Source organism: Cereibacter azotoformans (genome assembly GCF_021391315.1).
Classification (GTDB): Bacteria; Pseudomonadota; Alphaproteobacteria; order Rhodobacterales; family Rhodobacteraceae; genus Cereibacter_A; species Cereibacter_A azotoformans.
Window position 1 is genome coordinate 169,086 of record NZ_CP090021.1, and the last position, 21,083, is coordinate 190,168.

Here is a 21,083-nt window from a genome sequence, read left to right on the forward strand (position 1 = left end):
ATCAGTCCCGGAGGTCCGGCGGGCGCGGGCCGAAGCCGGGCGGGTAGAGCAGGCGCGGATCGAGCCCGCTGGGGTCGAGGATCGCGGCGCGGGTGCCGGACAGGAACTCGGCGCGCAGGATCGCAAAGCTGGTCGCAAGGGTCGTCAGGATCAGTGCCACGGGGCCCAGGAGCCAGCCGATTGCCGCCAGCGCAAAGAACACCGCGCGAAGGCCGCTGTTGAAGTTGCGCGCCGCGTTGATGTTGACCTCGGCCGCCTGCGCCGCCAGCGGATAGGCGCGTGCGTCCTCGGGATCGTTCGGCACCGCCGCCATCAGGATCGCGCAATAGCCGAACACCCGATGCGCCCAGACGAACTTCAGGAAGGCGTTGGCCACGATGAAGAGCACGAGGATCACCCGCAGCTCGAGCCGCACCGCATCGGTGGCCAGCGTCAGATCCTCGACCAGGGTCTCGAGCCGGTCCCGGTTGCCGATCAGTGCCATGCCGCCGCCGATGGCGATCATCGAGCCCGAGGCAAAGAAGGCCGTCCCGCGCCGCAGGCTGTCGATCACGCTGGCGTCAAAGATCCGCGGCGAGCGGCTGACCATTTCCCGCATCCAGGTGCGGCGATGGTCCTTCATCAGCACCGAGACCGAGGGGCGACCGGAGGGCGGGTTCTCGCACAGGTAGCCCGTGCCCGCCCAAGCCAAGAGCAGGAGGGAGACGGCCAGGAGGTCGAGCGGCATCAGCGCGGCGGACAGGTTGATCAGCATGGCGGCACGATAAGCCAAGCGCGCGCTGTTGCCATGAGGTAAAATTGGTTATAAAAGCTGACCACGCCAGGGAGGATCGCCATGCACATGCCGCCACCGGACGCGGGCGTTCTGGCTCGCAAGTCCCGCATCGTCGAGCGCCTGCTGGCCGTGCTGCCCGAGGATGCGGTGGTGCATGACGAGGCCGAGACGCGCGCCTATGAATGCGATGCGCTGACGGCCTACCGCTGCCCTCCGCTCGCCGCCGTCCTGCCGCGTTCGACCGATGAGGTGGCGGCGGTCCTGCGGGTCTGCCACGAAGAGAGGGTGCCGGTGGTGCCGCGCGGCTCGGGCACGTCGCTTGCGGGCGGTGCGCTGCCCACGGCCGATTGCGTGATCCTGGGGGTCGCGCGGCTGAACCGCGTGCTCGAGACGGACTACGCCAACCGCTTCATCCGGGTCCAGTCGGGCCGGACCAACCTTTCGGTCACGGGGGCGGTCGAGGCGGATGGCTTCTTCTACGCGCCCGACCCGTCGAGCCAGCTGGCCTGCGCCATCGCGGGCAACATCGCCATGAACTCGGGCGGGGCGCATTGCCTGAAATACGGCGTGACGACGAACAACCTGCTGGGCGTGACGCTGGTGCTGATGGATGGAACCGTGGTCGAGATCGGGGGCGCGCATCTCGACGCGGGCGGACTGGACCTGCTGGGCGTGATCTGCGGCTCGGAAGGGCAGCTTGGCGTCGTGACCGAGGCCACGCTGCGCATCCTGCCCAAGCCCGAGGGCGCGCGGCCGGTTCTGATGGGCTTTGCCTCGAACGAGGTGGCGGGGGCCTGCGTCTCGGACATCATCCGCGCGGGCATCCTGCCGGTGGCGATCGAGTTCATGGACCGGCCCTGCATCCGGGCCACCGAAGCCTTCGCCAAGGCGGGCTATCCCGATTGCGAGGCGCTGCTGATCGTCGAGGTCGAGGGCTCGGCCGCAGAGATCGACGACCAGCTGGCCCGGATCGTCGAGATCGCGCGGCGGCACGATCCGGTCGAGCTGCGCGAGAGCCGCTCGGACGAGGAGAGCCGGCGGATCTGGCTGGGGCGGAAATCGGCCTTCGGGGCGATGGGGCAGATCAACGACTACATGTGCCTCGACGGCACGATCCCGGTGACGGAACTGCCGCGGGTGCTGCGGCGCATCGGCGAGCTTTCGGCCGAGGCGGGGCTCGAGGTGGCCAATGTCTTCCATGCGGGCGATGGCAACATGCACCCGCTGATCCTGTTCGACGCCAACCGGCCGGGGGATCTGGAACGCTGCGAACGGCTCGGGGCCGAGATCCTGAAGCTCTGTGTCGAGGTGGGCGGCTGCCTGACCGGCGAACATGGCGTGGGCGTCGAGAAGCGCGACCTGATGTCGGTGCAGTTCTCGCCGGTGGATCTGGAGGCGCAGATGCGGGTGAAGGACGTGTTCGATCCGCGGTGGCTGCTCAATCCGGCCAAGGTCTTTCCGCTGGAGGCGAGCGGGGTCCGGCGTGCGGGCTGAGGCACCGGGGGCTTTGCGCCCCCGGACCCCCGCAGGATATTTGAACCAGAATGAAAGGGGCAGGATGCGGCCGTCGACAGAGGAGGAACTGGCGGAGATCGTGCAGGGCGCGGCGGGCCCGCTGCGGATCCGGGGCGGCGGCACGCGGGCGATCGGGCACGCGGCGGGCGATCTGCTGGAGACGGTGGGGCTTGCGGGGGTACGGCTCTATGAGCCGGGCGCGCTGACCCTGGTGGCCGGGGCGGGAAGCCGGCTTGCGGAGATCGAGGCGCTGCTTGCGGGCGAGGGGCAGCGGCTGCCGTTCGAGGTGCCCGACATGCGCGGTCTTCTGGGGCGCGCGGGCGCCTCGACGCTGGGGGGGGTGGTTGCGGCCAATGCCTCGGGGCCGCGGCGCATCCAGGCGGGCGCCTGCCGCGACAGCCTGATCGGCGTGCGCTTTGTCGATGGGGCGGGGCAGGTGGTGAAGAACGGCGGGCGGGTGATGAAGAATGTCACCGGCTACGATCTGGTGAAGCTGCTGGCCGGCAGTCATGGGACGCTGGGGGTTCTGACCGAGGTGGCCTTCAAGCTGTTGCCGATGCCGGAGACGACCGTCACGCTGGCCTTGCCGGATCTGGCGCCCGACCGGGCGGTTGCGGCGATGGCGGCGGCGCTGGGCTCGCCCTTCGATCCGTCGGCCGCGGCGCATTGGCCCGGGCGGGGGACCTTCCTGCGGGTGGAGGGGTTCGAGGCCTCGGTGCGCTACCGGGCCATGCGGCTGCGCGCCCTGTTGGCGCCCTTCGGCGTGGCGGAGGAGGTGGAGAGTCCGTGGGAGGCGATCCGCGACGTGGCGCCCTTCCACGGCCGCGAAGGCGATGTCTGGCGGCTGTCGCTCAAGCCATCGGACGCGCCGGCCGTGGCCGCTCGGGCGGGGGGCGAGGCGCTCTTTGACTGGGGCGGCGGACTGGTCTGGCTGCTCTGCGATCCGGGCATCGACCTTCGGGCCCGGATCGCGCCCTTCGCCGGTCATGCCACCCTGATCCGGGGCTCGGCGCCGGTGGCGGTCTTCCAGCCCGAGCCGCGGCCGCTTGCGGCCATCGCCGCCGGGCTGCGCGCGCGATTCGATCCGCGCGGTCTCTTCAACCCCGGTCTCATGGCCTGACGGGAGAATCACGTGCAGACGAACTTCACCGACGAGCAGCTGAAGGATCCCGGCGTCGCACGCGCGAACGAGATCCTGCGGAGTTGCGTCCACTGTGGCTTCTGCACGGCGACCTGTCCCACCTATCAGGTGCTGGGCGACGAACTCGACAGCCCGCGCGGCCGGATCTACCTGATCAAGGACATGCTCGAGGCGGGGCGCCCCGCCGACGAGAAGACCGTCAAGCACATCGATCGCTGCCTTGGCTGCCTGGCCTGCATGACGACCTGCCCCTCGGGGGTGCATTACATGCACCTCGTCGATCACGCCCGCGACCATATCGAGAAGACCTACCGCCGCCCGCCGCTGGAGCGGCTGATGCGCTGGACCGTGGCGCAGCTTCTGCCCTATCCGGGGCGGTTCCGGCTGGCGCTGCGGCTGGCGCAGCTTGGCCGGCCCTTCGCCCGGTTGATGCCCGACGCGCGGCTGAAGGCGATGCTGGCCCTTGCCCCGCACCACATCCCGAAGGCCTCGCCGAACGACCGGCCGCAGGTGTTCGAGGCGACGGCTCCGCGCCGGATGCGGGTGGCGTTGCTCACGGGGTGCGCGCAGCGGGCGCTCGACACCGACATCAACGACGCGACCATCCGGCTTCTGCGGCGGCTGGGCTGCGAGGTGGTGATCCCGAAGGGCATGGGCTGCTGCGGGGCCCTGACCCATCACATGGGGCGGGCCGACCAAAGCCATGCGCTGGCCGCCACCAACATCCGCGCCTGGATGGCCGAAAAGCGGGCGCGTGGCCTGGATGCGGTCGTGATCAACACCAGCGGCTGCGGCACCACGATCAAGGATTACGGGCACATCTTCCGCAACGATCCCCTGGCGGCGGATGCGGCCGAGGTGTCGGCACTGGCCCTGGATGTCACGGAACTGCTCGAGCGGCTGGGCCTGCCCGAAGGAGCGCCCAAAGGGGTGCGGGTGGCCTATCACTCGGCCTGTTCGCTCCAGCATGGACAGCGCATCCGGCAGACCCCGAAGGACCTGCTGATCCGCGCGGGATTCGAGGTGACCGAGCCGGCCGATCCGCATCTCTGCTGCGGCTCGGCCGGGACCTACAACCTGCTTCATCCCGAGATTTCGGCCGAGCTGAAGGCCCGCAAGGTCGCGACCATCGAGGCGCGCCGGCCCGACGTGGTGTCGGCGGGCAACATCGGCTGCATCATGCAGATCGGTTCGGGCACCGAGGTGCCTGTCGTCCATACGGTCGAGCTGCTGGACTGGGCGACGGGCGGGCCAAAGCCCCGGAGGCTCGACCTCGGCAACGATCCGCCTTGAAATGGCCATATCGCAGGCCTAGCCCTTGGTCAGCGGCTACCGGAGCGGCCATGCGACTGATCGCGATTCTCACTCTGGCCCTCGGCCTCGCCCTGCCGGCGATGGCCGATGAGGCGAGGCTCCGCAGCCTCGAGACCGGGGACGACAGCCGCGGCTGGAACGCGGTCGGCAAGCTTCTGCTCGGCGATCGCGGCTTCTGCACGGGTGTGCTGATCCGGCCCGATCTCGTGCTGACGGCGGCCCATTGCCTCTTCGAGAAGGACAGCGGCAGCCGGATCGAACCGGACCGGGTCGAGTTTCTTGCCGGATGGCGGAACGGGCGCGCGGCCGCCTACCGTCATGTGCGGCGCGCCGTGGTGCATCCCGACTATGCCTACTCCGGCCAGGATCCGGTGGATCGCGTGGCTTTCGATCTGGCCGTGCTCGAGCTGGACCAGCCGATCCGGCTGCCGTCGGTCCAGCCCTTCGGGATCGACCGCGGCACGCTCTCGGGGGATCGGGTGGGGGTGGTGTCCTATGCGCAGGGCCGGGCCGAGGCGCCCTCGCTGCAGGAGATCTGCCGCGTGATCGGCCGGATGCCGGGCACGCTCGTCCTGTCCTGCTCGGTCGATTTCGGCTCGTCCGGCGCGCCGGTCTTCACCATGCGCGAGGGGGCGCCGCGGCTGGTCTCGGTCGTGTCCGCGAAGGCCGAGCTGCACGGACGGCCCATCGCGCTGGGAACCGACATCGAGGATCCGCTCGAGGATGTGCTGGCCGAGTTCGACCGGGGTGACGGCCTGATCCGCCGGGTGCAGCCGCTGGTGCGGATGGAGCGTGCGGGATCGGGCGGCGCCAAGTTCGTGCGTCCCGAAACGCCCTGAGGCCCGGCCGCCGCAGCGTCCGGCTTGGCCCGCGAACCCCTTGAAAGGCTGGCGCGACCTTCCCAGATTCCCCCTGCCGAGTGCCGGAACGGGCTCGGCGCTTCTGGGCCCGTCCCCCGGTGGGAGGGCCGACCCGCATCGCTTCCAGGAGGATGAACATGCGCAACTACGATTTCTCGCCGCTCTACCGCGCCACCGTCGGCTTCGACCGGATCGCCGATCTCATGGATCGGGTGATGACCAGCGAGGTCGCCCAGCCGACTTACCCGCCCTACAACATCGAGAAGACGGCCGAGAACGCCTACCGCATCTCGATCGCCGTGGCGGGCTTTGCGCCCGAGGAACTGGCCGTCGAGGTCAAGGAGAACACGCTCCATGTCGGAGCGCGCAAGGCCGCGGACGAGTCCGAGCGGACTTACCTGCACCGTGGCATCGCCACCCGCGCCTTCGAGCGCCGCTTTGCCCTGGCCGATCATGTGCGCGTGACGGGCGCGAGCCAGGAGCATGGGATGCTTCATATCGACCTCGTGCGCGAGACGCCCGAGGCGCTGAAGCCGCGCCGGATCGAGATCGCGCGCGGTGACGCGGCCTCCACCCGGACCATCGAGGCCGTGAAGAACCCGGACGAGGCCTGATCCGTCGCTGTTGCCTTGGGGGCGCGCCGCGAGGCGCGTCCCTTGTCTGTCCGCCTGCCATTCACGAAGCGCGAAATGCAACTAGCGGCTCAGGCTCTGCGTGCGGCATGAATTGGACGGCCTCCACCCGGCAGCCCAAGGCGTCCGTCCCGCGGGCCCCCTCGGCGAGCGCGATGGCCGCGGCCCACCCTCGGGGCCGAGCATGTCCGACCTGTGCAAAAGCCCTCCGAAACCGGCGATGGCGGAAAACGCACGTCATCGGCGGTCTCCGTCAGTGCGTCCGGGATCGGTGTCTCGATCAGGGATGCGGTGCCTGCCTCAGATCGAGAGGCAGATGTATTTCATCTCGAGATAATCCTCGATGCCGTGCCGCGAGCCCTCGCGGCCGAGGCCGGATTGCTTCACCCCGCCGAAGGGTGCGACCTCGGTCGAGATGATGCCGGTGTTGACGCCGACGATGCCATATTCCAGCGCCTCCTGGACGCGGGTGATGCGGCCCACGTCGCGGGCGTAGAAGTAGGAGGCAAGGCCGAAGATCGTGTCGTTCGCATAGCCGATCACCTCCTCTTCGGTGTCGAACCGGAAGAGCGGCGCGAGCGGCCCGAAGGTCTCTTCGGTCGAGACCTTCATCTCCTGCGTGACGCCGGTCACGACGGTCGGCTCGAAGAAGGTGCCGCCCAGTGCGTGCCGCTTGCCGCCGGTCAACACCTCGCCGCCGCCGTCGAGCACGTCGCGGATATGTTCCTCGACCTTTTCGACCGCCTTCTCGTTGATGAGCGGGCCGGCCTCGGTCCCCTCCACCAGCCCGTCGCCGACGCGCAGCTTCTTCACCGCGGCCGCCAGCTTTTCGGCGAAGGCGTCATGGACGCCGGCCTGCACATAGATGCGGTTCGCGCAGACGCAGGTCTGGCCGTTGTTGCGGAACTTGGACGCCATGGCGCCCTGCACCGCCGCGTCGAGATCGGCGTCGTCGAAGACGATGAAGGGCGCGTTGCCGCCCAGCTCCATCGAGCATTTCATCACCTGATCCGCCGCCTGCCTGAGCAGGATGCGCCCCACCTCGGTCGAGCCCGTGAAGGTCAGCTTGCGGACGGCCGGATTCTCGCAGAACTCCTTGCCGATGTCCGAGGATTTCCTCGAGGTGATGACCGACAGGATGCCCTTGGGCAGCCCCGCGCGCTCGCCCAGCACCGCCAGCGCCAGCGCCGACAGCGGCGTTTCGGCGGCGGGGCGGGCGACGAAGCCGCAGCCCGCGGCCAGCGCCGGGCCGCATTTGCGGGTGATCATCGCGTTCGGGAAGTTCCAGGGCGTGATCGAGCCCACGACGCCGATCGGCTGCTTGAGCACGGTGATGCGCTTGTCGCGCATGTGGCCGGGGATGGTCTCGCCATAGACGCGCTTGGCCTCTTCGCCGAACCATTCGATGAAGGAGGCGCCATAGGCGATCTCGCCCTTGGCTTCGGCGAGGGGCTTGCCCATCTCGGCCGTCAGGATCGCGCCGAGGTCGTCCTGGTTGGCCATCATCAGGTCGAACCACTTGCGCATCACCTGCGCGCGTTCCTTGCCGGTGTGGGCGGCCCAGTCCTTCATCGCCTCGGCCGCGGCGGCGATGGCACGCGCGGTCTCGGCCCGGCCGAGGTCCGGGACGGTGCAGATCACGTCGCCGCGGGCGGGGTTCGTTACCTCGAAGCTGGCACCGTCATCGGCCGCCACCCACTCGCCCGCCACGAAGGCGCGGGTTTCGAGCAGCGACGGATCCTTGAGTATCGAACGCAGGTCGGTGACGGAGTCGAGCATGAGATCCTCCCGGGGGACTGGATTTGCCGCCGCACGGACAAGAGGGCGGGGCACGTTTCTCATGCTGACCACGCAGCGCCGGACATGTCCAGTCCGGGGCAGAGAAAGACCGCGCCGCGGCGAACCGCGTCAGTAGCTGAACTCGGGATAGATCCGGCGCAGGTCGCCTTCCCACACGCCATGAAACCGCGCCAGGAGATCGTCGGCCACCACACGGCCCGAGGCGGCGCTCTCGGCCAGCACCTCGAGATGGCCGGCTTCGTCCGCCATGCCTTCGCCCGCCAGCGCCCGTGCGCGCAGGCCGCCCTGGGCGATGGCGACCGCCTCGCGGGCGACATCGAGCAGGCGCACGCCGCCCGCCTCGCCCTGCAACCCGTCCACCGAAGCCGCAACCCGCAACCCTTCGCGCGTCTCGGCGCTCCAGCCCCGTGCGAGATCCCAGGCGGCGTCGAGCGCCGATCCGTCATACATCAGTCCGACCCAGAAGGCCGGCAGCGCCACCAGATGCGACAGCGGTCCGGCGTCGGCGCCGCGCATCTCGATGTATTTCTTGACCCTCGCCTCGGGGAAGACCGTGGTCATGTGGTCGGCCCAGTCCGACAGGGTGGGCTTCTCGCCCGGCAGCGCCGGAAGCTCGCCCTTCAGGAAGTCGCGGAACGACTGGCCGAGGGCGTCGATGTAATGGCCGTCGCGGTAGACGAAATACATCGGCACATCGAGCACCCAATCGACATACCGCTGGAAGCCCATCCCCTCCTCGAAGACGAAGGGCAGCATTCCCGTCCGCGAGGCGTCAAGGCTGCGCCAGATGCGCGAACGCCAGCTCTTGTGTCCGTTCACCCGGCCCTCGAAGAAGGGCGACGAGGCAAAGAGCGCGGTCGCCACCGGCTGCAACGCCAGCGCCACGCGCAGCTTCTTCACCATGTCGGCTTCGGACGCATAATCGAGATTCACCTGAACCGTGCAGGTGCGATACATCATCTGGGTGCCGTGGGTGCCCACGCGCCCCATGTAATCGGTCATCAGCCGGTAGCGGCCCTTCGGCATCACCGGCATCTCGTCGTGCGTCCAGATCGGCGCGGCGCCGGCGCCGAGAAAGCGCACGCCCAGAGGCTCGGCCACCTCGGCCACCTCGCGCAGGTGGCTTTCCAGCTCTGCCCTGGTCTCGTGCACGGTGGCCAGCGGCGCGCCCGACAGCTCGAGCTGCCCTCCCGGCTCGAGCGAGATGTTGGCGCCCTCCCGCGACAGGCCGATGATGGCGTCCTTCTCCATGACCGGCGTCCAGCCGAAGCGGTCGCGCAGCCCTTCGAGCACGACGCGGACCGAGGCCTCGCCCTCGTAGGGCAACGGCGCGAGGCCGGAGGTCAGATAGCCGAACTTCTCGTGTTCCGTCCCGATGCGCCAGTCGGACGCGGGCTTGCAGCCCGCCTCCATGTAGGCCGCCAGCTGCTCGAAATTCTCGATCGGCCCGCCGCCGGACTGGGGAATGGACATGCACGCGCTCCGATCGCTCATTCGGGACGCAAGACCTGTCGCTTCGTCGCAGTCAAGTCAAGACCGCGCGGGCGGGCCTGCGCCAGATCACGCGCCCCATCGTGGGGGCCTGCGACGAAAGACTGATGACATTCGGGCCGGTCGGCGCGGCCGAGGGCGGCGTGTCGAGCGCGGCCAGAAGCACCCGCATCTCGAGGCCCGGCAGCGTGGCGAAGGCATCGAAGAGCCGCTCGGCCCCTTTGGCGCCGACCGGGATGGCCAGCACCTGCCCGTCCGACTGGGCCAGACGCCAGTGCCGCTCGCCGCGGATCGTGACCAGCCGCAGCTCCTCGAGATCGTCCAGCGCCACGAACCCGCCCCACTCCGGCCCGAGGTAGCCGATCTGGCCCTCGTCCAGCTCGACAAGGCCGGGCGCGCCGGCCGCCTGCCGGAACCGCATCCGCCGAAGCGCGATGATGCCCCAGGCCACCGAGGCCGCGAAGACGAGCGCCCCCAGGGGCACGAAGAACCAGCCGCCGAACGAGCCGAGCCAGAGGGCCAGGGCCATGCCGCCCGCCGCGGCCGCCGGTTCACGCCAGCGCAGGAGGAGCGCCTGCACCTCCGGGCGAAGGAAGCTCACACCCAGTCCCCCAGCACGGACTGCCAGAGCGTCAACGCCGCCACCGCGGCCGTATCGGCGCGCAGGATGCGCGGGCCGAGGCTGACCGGCACGACCTGCGGCATCCGGCGCAGGCGCGCCTGCTCGTCCTCGGAGAAGCCGCCTTCCGGGCCGATGAGGATGGCCCACGGGCCCGGCGAGGGCTGGCTGGGCGCCTCCTCGAAGCCGCGGGCCTCGATCGCGCCCGCCCCTTCAAGCAGCCCCGCCCGCGCGCCGAGCAGGTTCTCGTCGCACCACATGATCCGCCGATCCGCGGGCCAGTCGGACAGAAGCCGGTCGAGGGCGGCCAGTTCGGCCACCTCGGGGACATAGGTGCCGCCGCACTGCTCGGCCGCCTCGACCGCGTGGGCCTGAAGGCGATCCTGCCGGATGCGTTCGGAGTTGGTGAAGCGGGTCTGCACGGGCAGGATGCGCGCGGCGCCCATTTCGGCCGCCTTTTCCACGATGAAATCCGTGCGCGCCTTCTTGATCGGCGCGAACATCAGCCAGAGGTCCGGCGGCCGGCGCAGCGGTGCCGTCTGCGCCGCGCAGGTGAGCGTGCCGCCGCGCTTGCCCGCCTCGGTCACCTCGGCGCGCCACTCGCCATCCCGCCCGTTGAACAGCAGCACTGCCGCGCCGCGCGCCAGTCGCATCACCCCGAAGAGGTAATGCGCCTGATCCTGCGTCAGACGAACGGGTTGCCCGGGTCCGAGGGGCTGATCTACATAGAGCCTGACTTTCGCATCCGACATGGGGGCACCTTATGCAGCAGCCGAGCCAAGCGCCAGAGGCTCCCACGTCGGTGGCAGCGTCGCAGGGAAAGGTGGCGGACGCGCCGCCGGACAACTGGGTGGACCGGCACGCGCCGGGCGTCACGCGGCCCTATCTGCGGCTGTCAAGGGCCGATCGTCCGATCGGAACATGGCTGCTGCTGATCCCCTGCCTCTGGGCCGTGGCGCTGGCGGCGCTGGCCGAGCCCGAAGGCTACCGCCCGCTCGACCTGTGGCTCGTGATCGGCAGTGCGGTCGGCGCCTTCCTCATGCGCGGGGCGGGCTGCACCTGGAACGACATCACCGACCGCGATTTCGACGCGGCGGTGGCGCGCACCCGCTCGCGCCCGATCCCTTCGGGACAGGTGAGCACCAAGGGCGCGGTGGTCTGGATGGTGGTGCAGGCGCTGGTGGCCTCTCTCATCCTGTTCAGCTTCAACGCGGCGGCGATCCTGCTCGGCATCGCCTCGCTGGCGCTGGTCGGCATCTATCCCTTTGCCAAGCGCTTCACCTGGTGGCCGCAGGCCTTCCTCGGGCTGGCCTTCAACTGGGGCGCGCTCCTGCTCTGGGCCGCGCACACGGGCAGCCTGGGATGGCCGCCCGTCGCCCTCTATGGGGCCGGCATTGCCTGGACCCTCTTCTACGACACGATCTACGCCCACCAGGACAAGGAGGACGATGCGCTGATCGGGGTCCGCTCCACCGCCCGTCTCTTCGGGCAGAACACGGGCAGGTGGCTCGTGGCCTTCATGGTGATCGCGACCCTGCTGATGACGCTGGCTGTCCTGCTCGCGGTGCTGCCGCAGGGCTCGATCCTGCAACTGATGATCGCGCTGGCGGGCGTCTGGGGCTTCGGGGCGCACATGACCTGGCAGCTGGCGCAGCTCGACACCGAGGACACGGGGCGCTGCCTCCGGCTCTTCCGCTCGAACCGCGACGCGGGCCTGATCCCTGCGCTGTTTCTTGCCGTGGCGGCGCTCCTTTGATTGAAGGGCCGCGGCGTAGGGCCTAAGCACGGGCGACCGACGCCTGTCCGACGGGAGATTCCCTGCCATGCCCCTGAGATCGAACCTCCTCGCCTCTGCCGCCTTCGCCACGGCCGCGGCGCTTGCCGTGGTGGGTGCCTCGTGGGCCGCGACCATGATCGAGGACCGCTCCGCCGAGGCGGTCCGGTCCCGCCTGACCACGGCGGGCCTCACCTTCGTCGATGTCAGGGCCGACGGGTTGCAGGTCTGGCTGACCGGAACGGCCCCGAACGAGGCCGCCCGCTTCCGTGCCGTCAATGCCGCCGGAAGCGTGGTCGATGCGGCCCGCCTGCGCGATGCGCTCGAGGTGATCCCCGTGCGCGAGATCGAGGCGCCGCGCTTTTCGGTCGAGATGCTGCGCAACGACGATGGCGTGTCGCTGATCGGCCTCCTGCCCGAGACGGCCGGGACCGAGGATCTTGCCGAAGCCGCGCGGGGACTGGCGACCGGCTTGCAGGTGGCCGACATGCTCGAGACCGCCGACTTCCCCGCGCCCGAAGGCTGGTCGGCCGCCGTTGACTTCGGCCTGAAGGCGCTGCGCTTGCTGCCGCAATCCAAGATCTCGGTCGCGGCGGATCGTGTGTCGATCACCGCCATCTCGGACAGCGAGCAGGAGAAGCGCAGGCTCGAGGGGCAGATCCTGCGACTGGCGCCCGAGGGGCTCGAGCTGGTGATGAACATCAGCGCGCCGCGCCCGGTCCTGACGCCCTTCACCCTGCGCTTCGTCATGGACGAGGAGGGGGCACGGTTCGACGCCTGTTCCGCCGACACGGCCCGCGCACGCGACCGTATCCTGGCCGCCGGTCGGGCCGCGGGTGTGGCGGGCGAGACGACCTGCACCATCGGCCTCGGCGTGCCGTCGCCACGCTGGGCCGAGGCCGCCGAGGCCGGCCTGCGCGCCGTGGCCGAACTGGGGGCGGGCAGCGTGACCTTCTCGGACGCCGATGTGACCCTCGAGGGTCGGCCGGGCACCCCGCGCGCCGCCTTCGACCGCGCGGTGGGCGCGCTCGAGGCCGCGCTGCCGCCGGTCTTCTCGCTTGAGGCGACGCTGCCGCCAGCCCCGCAGGCGGTGCCGGAAGGCCCGGCCGAGTTCCGCGCCACGCTGTCCGAAGCGGGACGGGTGGAGCTGGCCGGCCGCGTCACGGACGAGCTGACCCGCAAGGCTGTGGACAGCTTTGCCCGCGCGCAGTTCGGGGCCTCGAAGGTGCGCAGCACCACGCGGCTCGACGGCGAGCTGCCCGAAGGCTGGCCCGTGCGCGTGCTTGCCGGGCTCGAGTCGCTGGCCCAGCTTCAGCATGGCGAGCTTCTGGTGCGGGCCGACACGGTCGAGGTGAACGGCGTCACCGGCTCGAAACAGGCGAGCGCGCGGATCTCGCAGGTTCTGTCGGCGCGGCTGGGGCAGGGGCGCAGCTTCAAGGTGGACGTGATCTATGACGAGAAGTTCGACCCCGAGGCCGCGCTGCCCACGCCGCAGGAATGCATGACCCGCATCCGTCGTGTCCTTGCCGGGCAGAAAATCACGTTCGAGCCCGGATCGGCCGAGATCGACCCGAGCGCGCGCGGCACGCTCGACGGGCTGGCCGAGGTGTTCAAGGACTGCAAGGGAATGCCGCTCGAGATTTCGGGCCACACCGACAGCCAGGGCAGCGAGGGTGGAAACAAGGCGCTCAGCCAGGCGCGGGCCGAGGCGGTGCTGATGGCGCTTCAGGGACGCCGGGTCGATGTGGGGCGCATGAAGGCCGTGGGCTACGGCGAAGAGCGCCCGATCGCCGACAACCGCGACGAGGCGGGGCGCGAGGCCAACCGCCGGATCGAGTTCACATTGCTGGGCGATGACGGCAATCCGGTTGACGAGGAGACCCCGGTCGTGGAGGAAACGGCGGAGGCATCCGAGGGGCCCTCGGCGGCCCCGGCCGAGATGACGCTCCGCCCCAAGCGCCGCCCGCAGGACGGCTGAAGGCGGGGCTGCCGCTGCCCGAGGCGGGTGGCTTGAGCGACCGAGAAGAGCATGAACCGGACAGAATTCATCATCGCGACCGCCGTCATCCTGTTTCTTGCCTTTGGCATGGGATGGCTTGCTCACTGGCTCGTCAGCCGCTTCTCGCGCGTGACGGGCGACATGTCCGAGGTGGACCGGCTCGCGCAGCATCTGCACGAGGCCGAGGAACAGCGCGATCAGGCCGTTCTCTATCTGGAAAGCCGCGAGGCCGAGCTGGGCGCCCAGCTCGCGCAGACCGAGGCCGAGCTGCGCGCCGCGATGGACGGGCTGCGCGAGGCCCGCGCCGAAGCCGAGCAGATGCGCGCCTATATCGAGCGGATCAGCGCAGGCTGACGCGGCCGGAGGGCTCAGCCCCCGGTCAGGTCGGCCACGAGGCGCGAGGACGGGTCGGCCAGCGCGTCGATGACGTCGAAATGATGGCGGCCGGGTGCGACATGCCACGGGCAGGACCAGGCCTCCGACAGAAGCCGGGCCTGCCAGAGGAAGGCGGGCCGTTCCTGGCCCCCCACATGGACGATGACCTCGGTCGAGGGGCGCCGCGTCCGACGGGCCGGGCTTTCGCCCGCGGCCTCCTGCGGATCAAGCTTGAGGGTCTCGTTCATCCGCGTGCGCATCAGGGGCCCCAGCTCGGCCAGCGGAGAGATCGGAACGCTGCGGACGAGCCGTTCCGCCACCGCCGCCGGCAGCGGAGCGTTTGCGCAGGCCAGCCGGGCGGCCAGATGGCCTCCGGCTGAGTGGCCCGTCACGGTGATGGGGCCGGGGATCAGTGCGGCGGCGTGGTCCACGGCCTGCGCGGCATCCTCGACCATGTCCCGGATGCGGGCCGCAGGCGCGAGCCGATAGGACGGCATCGCGACGGCGAAGCCCCGTGCAAGCGGCCCCATGGCCAGATGCGACCAGCTCTCGCGGCCAAAGGCCATCCAGTAGCCGCCATGGAGGAAGACCACGAGGCCACGGACCGGCCCGTGGGGCATGAAGAGGTCAAGTCGGTGGCGCGGGTCGTGGCCATAGGGGAGGCCAAGGCGGGCGCGCTCGCCCAGGCTCGTGCGGAAGGCGGCGGCGGCGGCGTCCCAGCGCGGGGGATAGGCCTCTGCGCCCGGGATGAAGGCTCCGTTGGCATAGGCCATATCCTCGTCGGCGCCCGTGCCTTGCGGGGGGAGGTCGTCGGGATCCTGCGTCACTGTTCGGCGCTCTGGTCCTGGCTGGCCTTCTTGCCGATCCTCGGCTCGGTCCCGTTGGCGATGCGCCGGATGTTCTCATGGTGACGGATGAAGATCAGCACCGCCAGCACCAGCCCGAGCGCCGCCATCTGCCCCTGGCCGAGCAGCAGCATCCAGACCACGCCGCTCGCCGCCGCCACCAGGGCCGACAGCGACGAGATGCGGCTCACCGCGGCCGTGGCGAGCCAGGTGAGGCAGCAGGCCAGCCCCACCGGCCAGGCGAGCGCAAGCAGCGTGCCGAGGAAGGTGGCCACCCCCTTGCCGCCGCGGAACCCGAGCCAGACCGGATAGAGGTGCCCCAGGAAGGAGGTGAAGGCCGCAAGCTGCGCCGCATCCTCTCCGACCGCCGCGCGGGCGATCAGGACGGCGATGGCCCCCTTGCCCGAATCGAGCAGCAGCGTCGCCAGCGCCGCCGGCCTGTTCCCGGTGCGCAGCACGTTCGTGGCGCCGATGTTGCCCGATCCGATCCGGCGCAGGTCGCCCAGCCCAAAGGCACGGGTGATGACGATGCCGAAGGGGATCGAGCCGAGCAGGTAGCCCAGAACCCCCGTCAGGATCAGCGCCAGAAGGCCGCTCTCGATGGCCGGCATGTCAGTCTCTCCCGCTCTGGTCCCGGATGCCGGGACGGATCTGCTCCGGTCTGGTCCCGCCGGGGCGCCCGAGGGAAGAGGGCGCGCCGCCGCAGGGGACGCCTGAAGACGTGCCTGCCGTTCGCGACGCGTGAATGACAGGGGCCGCCATCGTCACGCGACCGCAAAGACCTGCCGGCCGCCGACGAAGGTCGCCAGCACGCGCCCCTCCATCCGCTGCCCGTCAAAGGGCGTGTTCTTCGATTTCGACCGCAGGGTGAAGCGGTCGAGGACGAAGGGGGCATCGGGGTCGAACAGCACGAGGTCGGCGGGTGCCCCCTCGGAGAGCCGCCCCTGCGGCAGGCCGAGCCGCTTCGCCGGGTTGAGCGCCATCGCCCGGAAGAGCTGCGGCAGGCTCAGGAGGCCCGCGTGATGGAGCCGGAGCGCTGCGGGCAGGAAGGTTTCGAGCGCCACCGCGCCCCAGGCGGCCTCTTCGAAGGGCAGGCGCTTCGATTCCTCGTCCTGCGGCGTGTGCATCGAGGAGATGATGTCGATCAGACCCGATCCCACCGCCTCGACCATGGCCAGCCGATCCTCCTCCGAGCGCAGCGGCGGCTTCAGCTTGAAGAAGGTGCGGTAGTCGCCGACGTCGAACTCGTTCAGCGTCAGGTGGTGGATGCCGATGCCGGCCGTCACGTCGAGCCCGTTGGCCTTGGCCCGCTCGAGCGCGGGCAGGGTGCGGGCGGTGGTGACTTGGTCGGCGTGGTAGCGCACGCCCGACATCTCGACCAGCGCCATGTCCCGGTCGAAGCCCATGCGCTCGGCCATCGGATGAACGGCGGGGATGCCGCGCAGGCTGGCGAACTTGCCGTTGGTGGCCGAGGCGCCCGCCGAGAGGCCCGGATCCTGCGGATGGCCGATCACCAGCGCGCCGAGGCTGCGGGCATAGGTCATGCAGCGCGCGGCGACCTTGGTGGTCTCGATCACATGGTCGCAGTCGGAGAAGGCGATGGCGCCCGTGTCGAGCAGGAAGCCCAGCTCGACCATCTCGCGCCCCTCGCGGCCCTTCGTCAGCGCCGCCATGTGGCGGATGCGGACCGGGCTCGCCTCGGCGGCGCGGCGGGTGACGAATTCCAGCACCTCGGGCGTATCGATGGCGGGCATCGTGTCGGGGCGGGCGATGATCGTGGTGACGCCGCCCGCGGCCGCGGCCAGGCCCGCCGAGCGAAAGCTCTCGCGGTGGCGCTCGCCGGGCTCGCCCACCTTCACGCCCAGATCGACGATGCCGGGCGCGAGGCACTTGCCTCCGCAGTCGATCACCTCGGTGCCGGGTGGCGGCTCGAGCGCGCCCACGGCGGCGATGAGCCCGCCCTCGATCAGCAGGTCGCCCTCGGTCTCGGTCCCGGCCTCGGGGTCGATCAGGCGGGCGTTGGTCAGGAACAGGCTCATACCATCACCCCCACCGCGGCGCGGCCGCGTTCGGCGCGCAGGTTCCGCGCCAGAAGATCCATGCAGGCCATGCGCACCGCCACCCCCATCTCGACCTGATCCTGGATCACCGAGCGGTTGATGTCGTCGGCGAGCGTGCCGTCGATCTCGACCCCGCGGTTCATCGGGCCCGGATGCATGACGATCGCATCCTCCCTGGCGAAGGCGAGCTTGTCGGCATCCAGCCCGAAGCGGTGGTAATATTCGCGCTCGGAGGGGATGAAGGCGCCGTCCATCCGCTCTTTCTGAAGGCGCAGCATCATCACCACGTCGGCCCCCTCGAGGCCCTTCTTCATGTCGTCGTAAAGCTCACAGCCGAACTCGCCCACGCCCGGCGGCATGAGGGTGGGCGGTGCGATCAGGCGCACGCGGTTCTCCATCTTGCCGAGCAGGATCAGGTTCGAGCGCGCCACGCGGCTGTGGGCGATGTCGCCGCAGATGGCCACGGTCAGGCGCTGGATGCGCCCCTTGGCGCGGCGGATGGTGAGCGCATCGAGCAGCGCCTGCGTCGGATGTTCGTGCCGCCCGTCGCCCGCGTTCAGAACGGCGCAATTCACCTTGGAGGCCAGCAGGTTGACCGCCCCCGAGGCCGGGTGGCGCACCACGAGGAGATCGGGATGCATCGCGTTCAGCGTCATGGCGGTGTCGAGGAGCGTCTCGCCCTTCTTCACCGAGCTTTGGGCCACCGCCATGTTCATCACGTCGGCCCCGAGCCGCTTGCCCGCCAGCTCGAAGCTCGACTGGGTGCGGGTGGAATTCTCGAAGAACATGTTGATCTGGGTCATCCCCGCCAGCGCGTCCGACTGCTTCATCGTGCGGCGGTTCAGGTCCACATAGCTGTCGGCAAGGTCGAGGACGGATCGGATCTCGTCTGGGGCCAGTTGCTCGATGCCGAGAAGGTGGCGGGCACGGAAGGTCATGGGCGTCTCCGTCGAGGGCTCAGGCAGGGCGCGGGCTCGGCTCGGCCGCTTATAGGAAGGCCGCTCGGGCGGGGCAAGGCGGTTGCCGGAGGGGCGGGCGCGGCCTAGGGTCTCTGCCTTGAGTCGGAGGGGCGATGGACGGGCTCGACTGGAACGCGGCGCTGGCGGCGCTGGCCTGGCAGGTGGATCTCGGCGTGACCGAGGCGATCTGCGACGCGCCGGTGAACCGCTACGAGCTGGTGGCGGCGCAGCCGGTGCCGAAGGCCACCGCGGTGGCGGTGGCGACGGTCGCGCTCGATCCTGCCGCGGCGGCGGATCCGGTCGAGGAGGCGCGCCGGGCGGCCGCCGCCGCGACCGACCTCGGATCGCTGCGGGACGCGATGGCCGCCTACGAGCATTGCGACCTGAAGCGGGGGGCGCGGAACACGGTCTTCTGCGACGGGAACGCCTCGGCCCGGCTGATGCTGATCGGCGAGGCTCCGGGGCGCGAGGAGGATGCGGCGGGCCGGCCCTTCGTGGGGCGGGCGGGGCAGCTGCTGGACCGGATGTTCGCGGCGATCGGCATCGCCCGCACGAGCCCGGACCCGGCGGGGGCCCTCTACATCACCAACGTCATGCCCTGGCGGCCGCCGCAGAACCGCGATCCCTCGGCCGAGGAAGTGGCGATGATGACGCCGTTCCTCGAGCGGCATGTGGAGCTGGCGGCGCCGGACCTGATCGTGGTGATGGGCAACACGGCCTGTTCGGCGGTGCTGGGGCGGACGGGAATCACCCGGCTGCGGGGGCGCTGGGCCGAGGCCTGGGGGCGGCCGGTGATGCCGATGTGCCATCCGGCCTATCTCTTGCGCAACCCCGAGGCCAAGCGCGAGGCCTGGGCGGACCTGCTGGAGCTGAAGGCGCGGCTGTCGGCCTGACGCCGGCACCGCCGATCGCCTCGGCTGCCGGACTGCGCCGGGTGGCGCCGGACCGGGGGCATCGAGCCCCCGCCCCGGCGGCCGCAGGCGCGGCAGCCCCGCCTCAGGGCGCCGGACAGCCCCGGATCTCGACCGCACGCCGGTCACCCAGGACGGTCACCGTCAGCGCGGAGCGGTCGAGCGCGAAGGGCGCCCCGTCGGGCCCGACCAGATCGGAGACGGCGGTGAGGCGCGCGCCCTGCCGCGAGGTCACCGCCTCGGAGGTCCAGATCGCGGATGTTCCGGGCTCGAGCACGACCACCTCGGATGCGCCCATCGCGGGCAGATCGAGCTCGGCCGTGAGCCGCAGTCCGTCGTTGATCGGCTCGACCCGGCAGGCAATGCGGCCGACACCCGCCTCGCGGCCCGATTCGGGACGGGACCGCATCGCGGTGGAGATGACGGAATCCGGCGCGCCGGCCGGCGGAAGCTCGGCCTGCAGCTCGAACTCGGCCGGCACGCAGATGTCGCGGCAGACGCCGAGATCCACCCGCGCCTTCAGATGCACCGGGCGCGTCGGGTCCCGCGTCTCGATCTCGAAGGGCAGCACGAGTTCGTCGCGGTAGCCGATCGTCTGCATTCCGTTCAGGTTGAAGACGCTCGGCACGGGCCAGTGCATGTGCACGCGCGCGACATTCTCCGATCCGCTCCAGTCGAACTCGGGCGGGATGCCCGCCTCTCCGGGGCTGCGCCAGTAGGTCTTCCACTCGGGCGCCAGCCGCAGCCGGAGGGCGGCGATGTGCCGGCCGCCCTCACGCCAGCCGGGCAGAAGTTCGGCCCTGAAGATCTGGTCGGGCGGGGTCGCAGCGGCCGGGAGGGCCGACAGGACGAGGCATGAGGCGAGAAGCGAGCGTATCAGCATGAGCCGCACAATTCCGCAGCAGGCCGCGATTGGGAAGTCACAATCCCGCCAAGCGACCGCGCGACCGGGCGCCTGTGCCGCCGCGACCCCCTTGAGCCGATGCGTCCGCCGCCCCATAGTCGGGAAAAGGAAACGCTCATGGATCTTTCTGGCAACCTGCTCATCGCCATGCCCAGCATGGCCGACCCGCGGTTCGAGCGCAGCCTCGTGCTGATCTGCGCCCATTCGACGGATGGCGCGATGGGGCTTGTCGTCAACAAGCCCGTGAACGACCTGAGCTTCGCGGGGATGCTCGAACAGCTCGACATTCCGCGCGCGCCCAACGGACGCGACATCCGGGTGCATCTCGGCGGGCCGATGGAGCGGGGGAGGGGATTCGTGCTCCATACCCCCGACTACATGAGCGCGGGCGCCACGATGCTGGTCTCGGGCAAGTTCGGCATGACGGCGACCGTCGATATCCTCGAGGCGCTGGCCCGTGGGCAGGGGCCAAGCTCGGCCCTCATGGCGCTCGGCTACTCGGGCTGGGGTCCGGGACAGCTCGAGGCGGAGGTGCAGCGCAACGACTGGCTGACGGCCGAGGCCCCGGCGGAGCTGGTCTTTTCGGATGATGATACGGGAAAGTGGAGCGGGATGCTGCGCCACATGGGCATTGATCCGCTGACCCTGTCCTCGACCGCCGGTCACGCCTGACGGCAGACCAGGCCGCCGGCGGGACGCGCGGGCGACCGGGGCCGCGATCATTCTCCGGGAAACTTCGGTTCCGGTCCCTTGAAGGTCGGGTCGAACGTGGCCCAGTCGCGATCCGTGCCGGTGTTGGGCAGGGCGTCGCGCGGGATCGACTGATGCATGTGGATCTTGCCGAGGAACAGCGCCGTGATGGGCGCCGTGATGAAGAGGAAGGCCGCGACCAGCAGCTCCTGCCATGTCAGGGTCGCGCGATACTGGTAGAGATCGACCATCGAGGCGATGAGCGCCGCGCCGACACCCACCGTCGTGGCCTTGGTGGGCCCATGGAGGCGCTGGACCGCATCGCGCAGGCGCAGCAGGCCGAAGCTGCCGACCAGCCCGAAGGTGCCGGCGATGACGAGAAGGGCGGAGACGAGGATTTCCAGGGCCAGATCCATGAG

The 21,083-nt window shown here is 70.2% G+C and carries 21 protein-coding genes; 10 read left to right on the forward strand and 11 right to left on the reverse strand.

Translation table 11 applies throughout. The features are described 5' to 3' along the window. Position 1: 1 nt before the first annotated feature. Positions 2–754, reverse strand: coding sequence for a DUF599 domain-containing protein (locus tag LV780_RS00845; protein ID WP_101340120.1), 753 nt, complete (start codon positions 752–754; stop codon positions 2–4). Positions 755–835: 81 nt separating this feature from the next. On the opposite strand from LV780_RS00845, the gene LV780_RS00850 reads away from it, so the two are divergent. The 5 genes from LV780_RS00850 (at position 836) to LV780_RS00870 (ending at position 6,219) form a co-directional block, all read left to right on the forward strand. Further along, positions 836–2,269, forward strand: coding sequence for an FAD-linked oxidase C-terminal domain-containing protein (locus LV780_RS00850; protein ID WP_011907273.1), 1,434 nt, complete (start codon positions 836–838; stop codon positions 2,267–2,269). Between the two features lie 64 nt (positions 2,270–2,333). After that, on the forward strand, positions 2,334–3,410 hold the full coding sequence (locus LV780_RS00855; RefSeq protein ID WP_108220014.1) for an FAD-binding protein: 1,077 nt from the start codon (positions 2,334–2,336) through the stop codon (positions 3,408–3,410). Between the two features lie 12 nt (positions 3,411–3,422). Further along, positions 3,423–4,724, forward strand: coding sequence for a glycolate oxidase subunit GlcF (gene glcF, locus LV780_RS00860; protein ID WP_108220015.1), 1,302 nt, complete (start codon positions 3,423–3,425; stop codon positions 4,722–4,724). Between the two features lie 50 nt (positions 4,725–4,774). Then, entirely contained in the window at positions 4,775–5,584 is an 810-nt protein-coding gene (locus tag LV780_RS00865) for a trypsin-like serine peptidase (protein ID WP_108220016.1), read from the forward strand. A gap of 158 nt (positions 5,585–5,742) precedes the next feature. Further along, a complete protein-coding gene (locus LV780_RS00870; protein WP_011907277.1) occupies positions 5,743–6,219 on the forward strand; it encodes an Hsp20 family protein in 477 nt (158 codons plus the stop codon). Positions 6,220–6,537: 318 nt separating this feature from the next. On the opposite strand, the gene LV780_RS00875 is transcribed toward LV780_RS00870, so the two are convergent. From LV780_RS00875 to LV780_RS00890, 4 genes are all read right to left on the reverse strand, one after another. Continuing rightward, positions 6,538–8,016: an NAD-dependent succinate-semialdehyde dehydrogenase gene (locus LV780_RS00875; protein WP_108220017.1), complete on the reverse strand. Its 1,479-nt coding sequence runs from the start codon at positions 8,014–8,016 to the stop codon at positions 6,538–6,540. Positions 8,017–8,145: 129 nt separating this feature from the next. Continuing rightward, the gene (locus LV780_RS00880) at positions 8,146–9,510 is read right to left on the reverse strand and encodes a glutamate--cysteine ligase (RefSeq protein WP_108220018.1); all 1,365 of its coding nucleotides are present in this window, start codon (positions 9,508–9,510) and stop codon (positions 8,146–8,148) included. A gap of 52 nt (positions 9,511–9,562) precedes the next feature. Continuing rightward, on the reverse strand, positions 9,563–10,129 hold the full coding sequence (locus tag LV780_RS00885; RefSeq protein WP_101340113.1) for a hypothetical protein: 567 nt from the start codon (positions 10,127–10,129) through the stop codon (positions 9,563–9,565). Further along, positions 10,126–10,899 (reverse strand): 16S rRNA (uracil(1498)-N(3))-methyltransferase, encoded by a 774-nt coding sequence (locus tag LV780_RS00890; RefSeq protein WP_108220019.1) that lies wholly within the window; start codon positions 10,897–10,899, stop codon positions 10,126–10,128. The genes LV780_RS00885 and LV780_RS00890 overlap by 4 nt, the downstream gene beginning before the upstream one ends. A gap of 11 nt (positions 10,900–10,910) precedes the next feature. Between LV780_RS00890 and ubiA the strand changes: the two genes are divergently transcribed. The 3 genes from ubiA to LV780_RS00905 all read left to right on the forward strand — a co-directional run bounded on the left by ubiA (position 10,911) and on the right by LV780_RS00905 (position 14,274). Continuing rightward, entirely contained in the window at positions 10,911–11,903 is a 993-nt protein-coding gene (ubiA, locus tag LV780_RS00895; RefSeq protein ID WP_108220020.1) for a 4-hydroxybenzoate octaprenyltransferase, read from the forward strand. A 67-nt stretch (positions 11,904–11,970) separates the two neighbouring features. Then, the gene (locus tag LV780_RS00900) at positions 11,971–13,899 is read left to right on the forward strand and encodes an OmpA family protein (protein ID WP_108220021.1); all 1,929 of its coding nucleotides are present in this window, start codon (positions 11,971–11,973) and stop codon (positions 13,897–13,899) included. 51 nt (positions 13,900–13,950) lie between these two features. Then, positions 13,951–14,274, forward strand: a complete 324-nt coding sequence (locus LV780_RS00905) for a hypothetical protein (protein ID WP_101340110.1) — start codon at positions 13,951–13,953, stop codon at positions 14,272–14,274. 14 nt (positions 14,275–14,288) lie between these two features. Here LV780_RS00905 and LV780_RS00910 read toward each other — a convergent pair whose 3' ends face one another. From LV780_RS00910 to LV780_RS00925, 4 genes are all read right to left on the reverse strand, one after another. Next, positions 14,289–15,068 (reverse strand): alpha/beta hydrolase, encoded by a 780-nt coding sequence (locus LV780_RS00910; protein WP_101340148.1) that lies wholly within the window; start codon positions 15,066–15,068, stop codon positions 14,289–14,291. A 50-nt stretch (positions 15,069–15,118) separates the two neighbouring features. Next, entirely contained in the window at positions 15,119–15,751 is a 633-nt protein-coding gene (gene plsY, locus LV780_RS00915; protein ID WP_101340109.1) for a glycerol-3-phosphate 1-O-acyltransferase PlsY, read from the reverse strand. Positions 15,752–15,904: 153 nt separating this feature from the next. Beyond that, positions 15,905–17,179, reverse strand: coding sequence for a dihydroorotase (pyrC, locus tag LV780_RS00920; protein ID WP_101340108.1), 1,275 nt, complete (start codon positions 17,177–17,179; stop codon positions 15,905–15,907). Beyond that, complete coding sequence (locus tag LV780_RS00925) at positions 17,176–18,138, reverse strand: aspartate carbamoyltransferase catalytic subunit (RefSeq protein WP_011907288.1); 963 nt, start codon at positions 18,136–18,138, stop codon at positions 17,176–17,178. Before LV780_RS00925 ends, pyrC begins: the two co-directional genes overlap by 4 nt. A gap of 134 nt (positions 18,139–18,272) precedes the next feature. Between LV780_RS00925 and LV780_RS00930 the strand changes: the two genes are divergently transcribed. Continuing rightward, positions 18,273–19,052, forward strand: coding sequence for a uracil-DNA glycosylase (locus tag LV780_RS00930; RefSeq protein ID WP_108220022.1), 780 nt, complete (start codon positions 18,273–18,275; stop codon positions 19,050–19,052). A 103-nt stretch (positions 19,053–19,155) separates the two neighbouring features. Here LV780_RS00930 and LV780_RS00935 read toward each other — a convergent pair whose 3' ends face one another. Continuing rightward, positions 19,156–19,953, reverse strand: coding sequence for a protein-disulfide reductase DsbD domain-containing protein (locus LV780_RS00935; protein WP_108220023.1), 798 nt, complete (start codon positions 19,951–19,953; stop codon positions 19,156–19,158). Positions 19,954–20,091: 138 nt separating this feature from the next. Here LV780_RS00935 and LV780_RS00940 point away from each other — a divergent pair, with 138 nt between their 5' ends. Then, entirely contained in the window at positions 20,092–20,646 is a 555-nt protein-coding gene (locus tag LV780_RS00940) for a YqgE/AlgH family protein (protein WP_044247701.1), read from the forward strand. A 47-nt stretch (positions 20,647–20,693) separates the two neighbouring features. Here LV780_RS00940 and LV780_RS00945 read toward each other — a convergent pair whose 3' ends face one another. Next, complete coding sequence (locus tag LV780_RS00945) at positions 20,694–21,080, reverse strand: Na+/H+ antiporter subunit G (protein ID WP_011907292.1); 387 nt, start codon at positions 21,078–21,080, stop codon at positions 20,694–20,696. Positions 21,081–21,083: the final 3 nt, after the last annotated feature.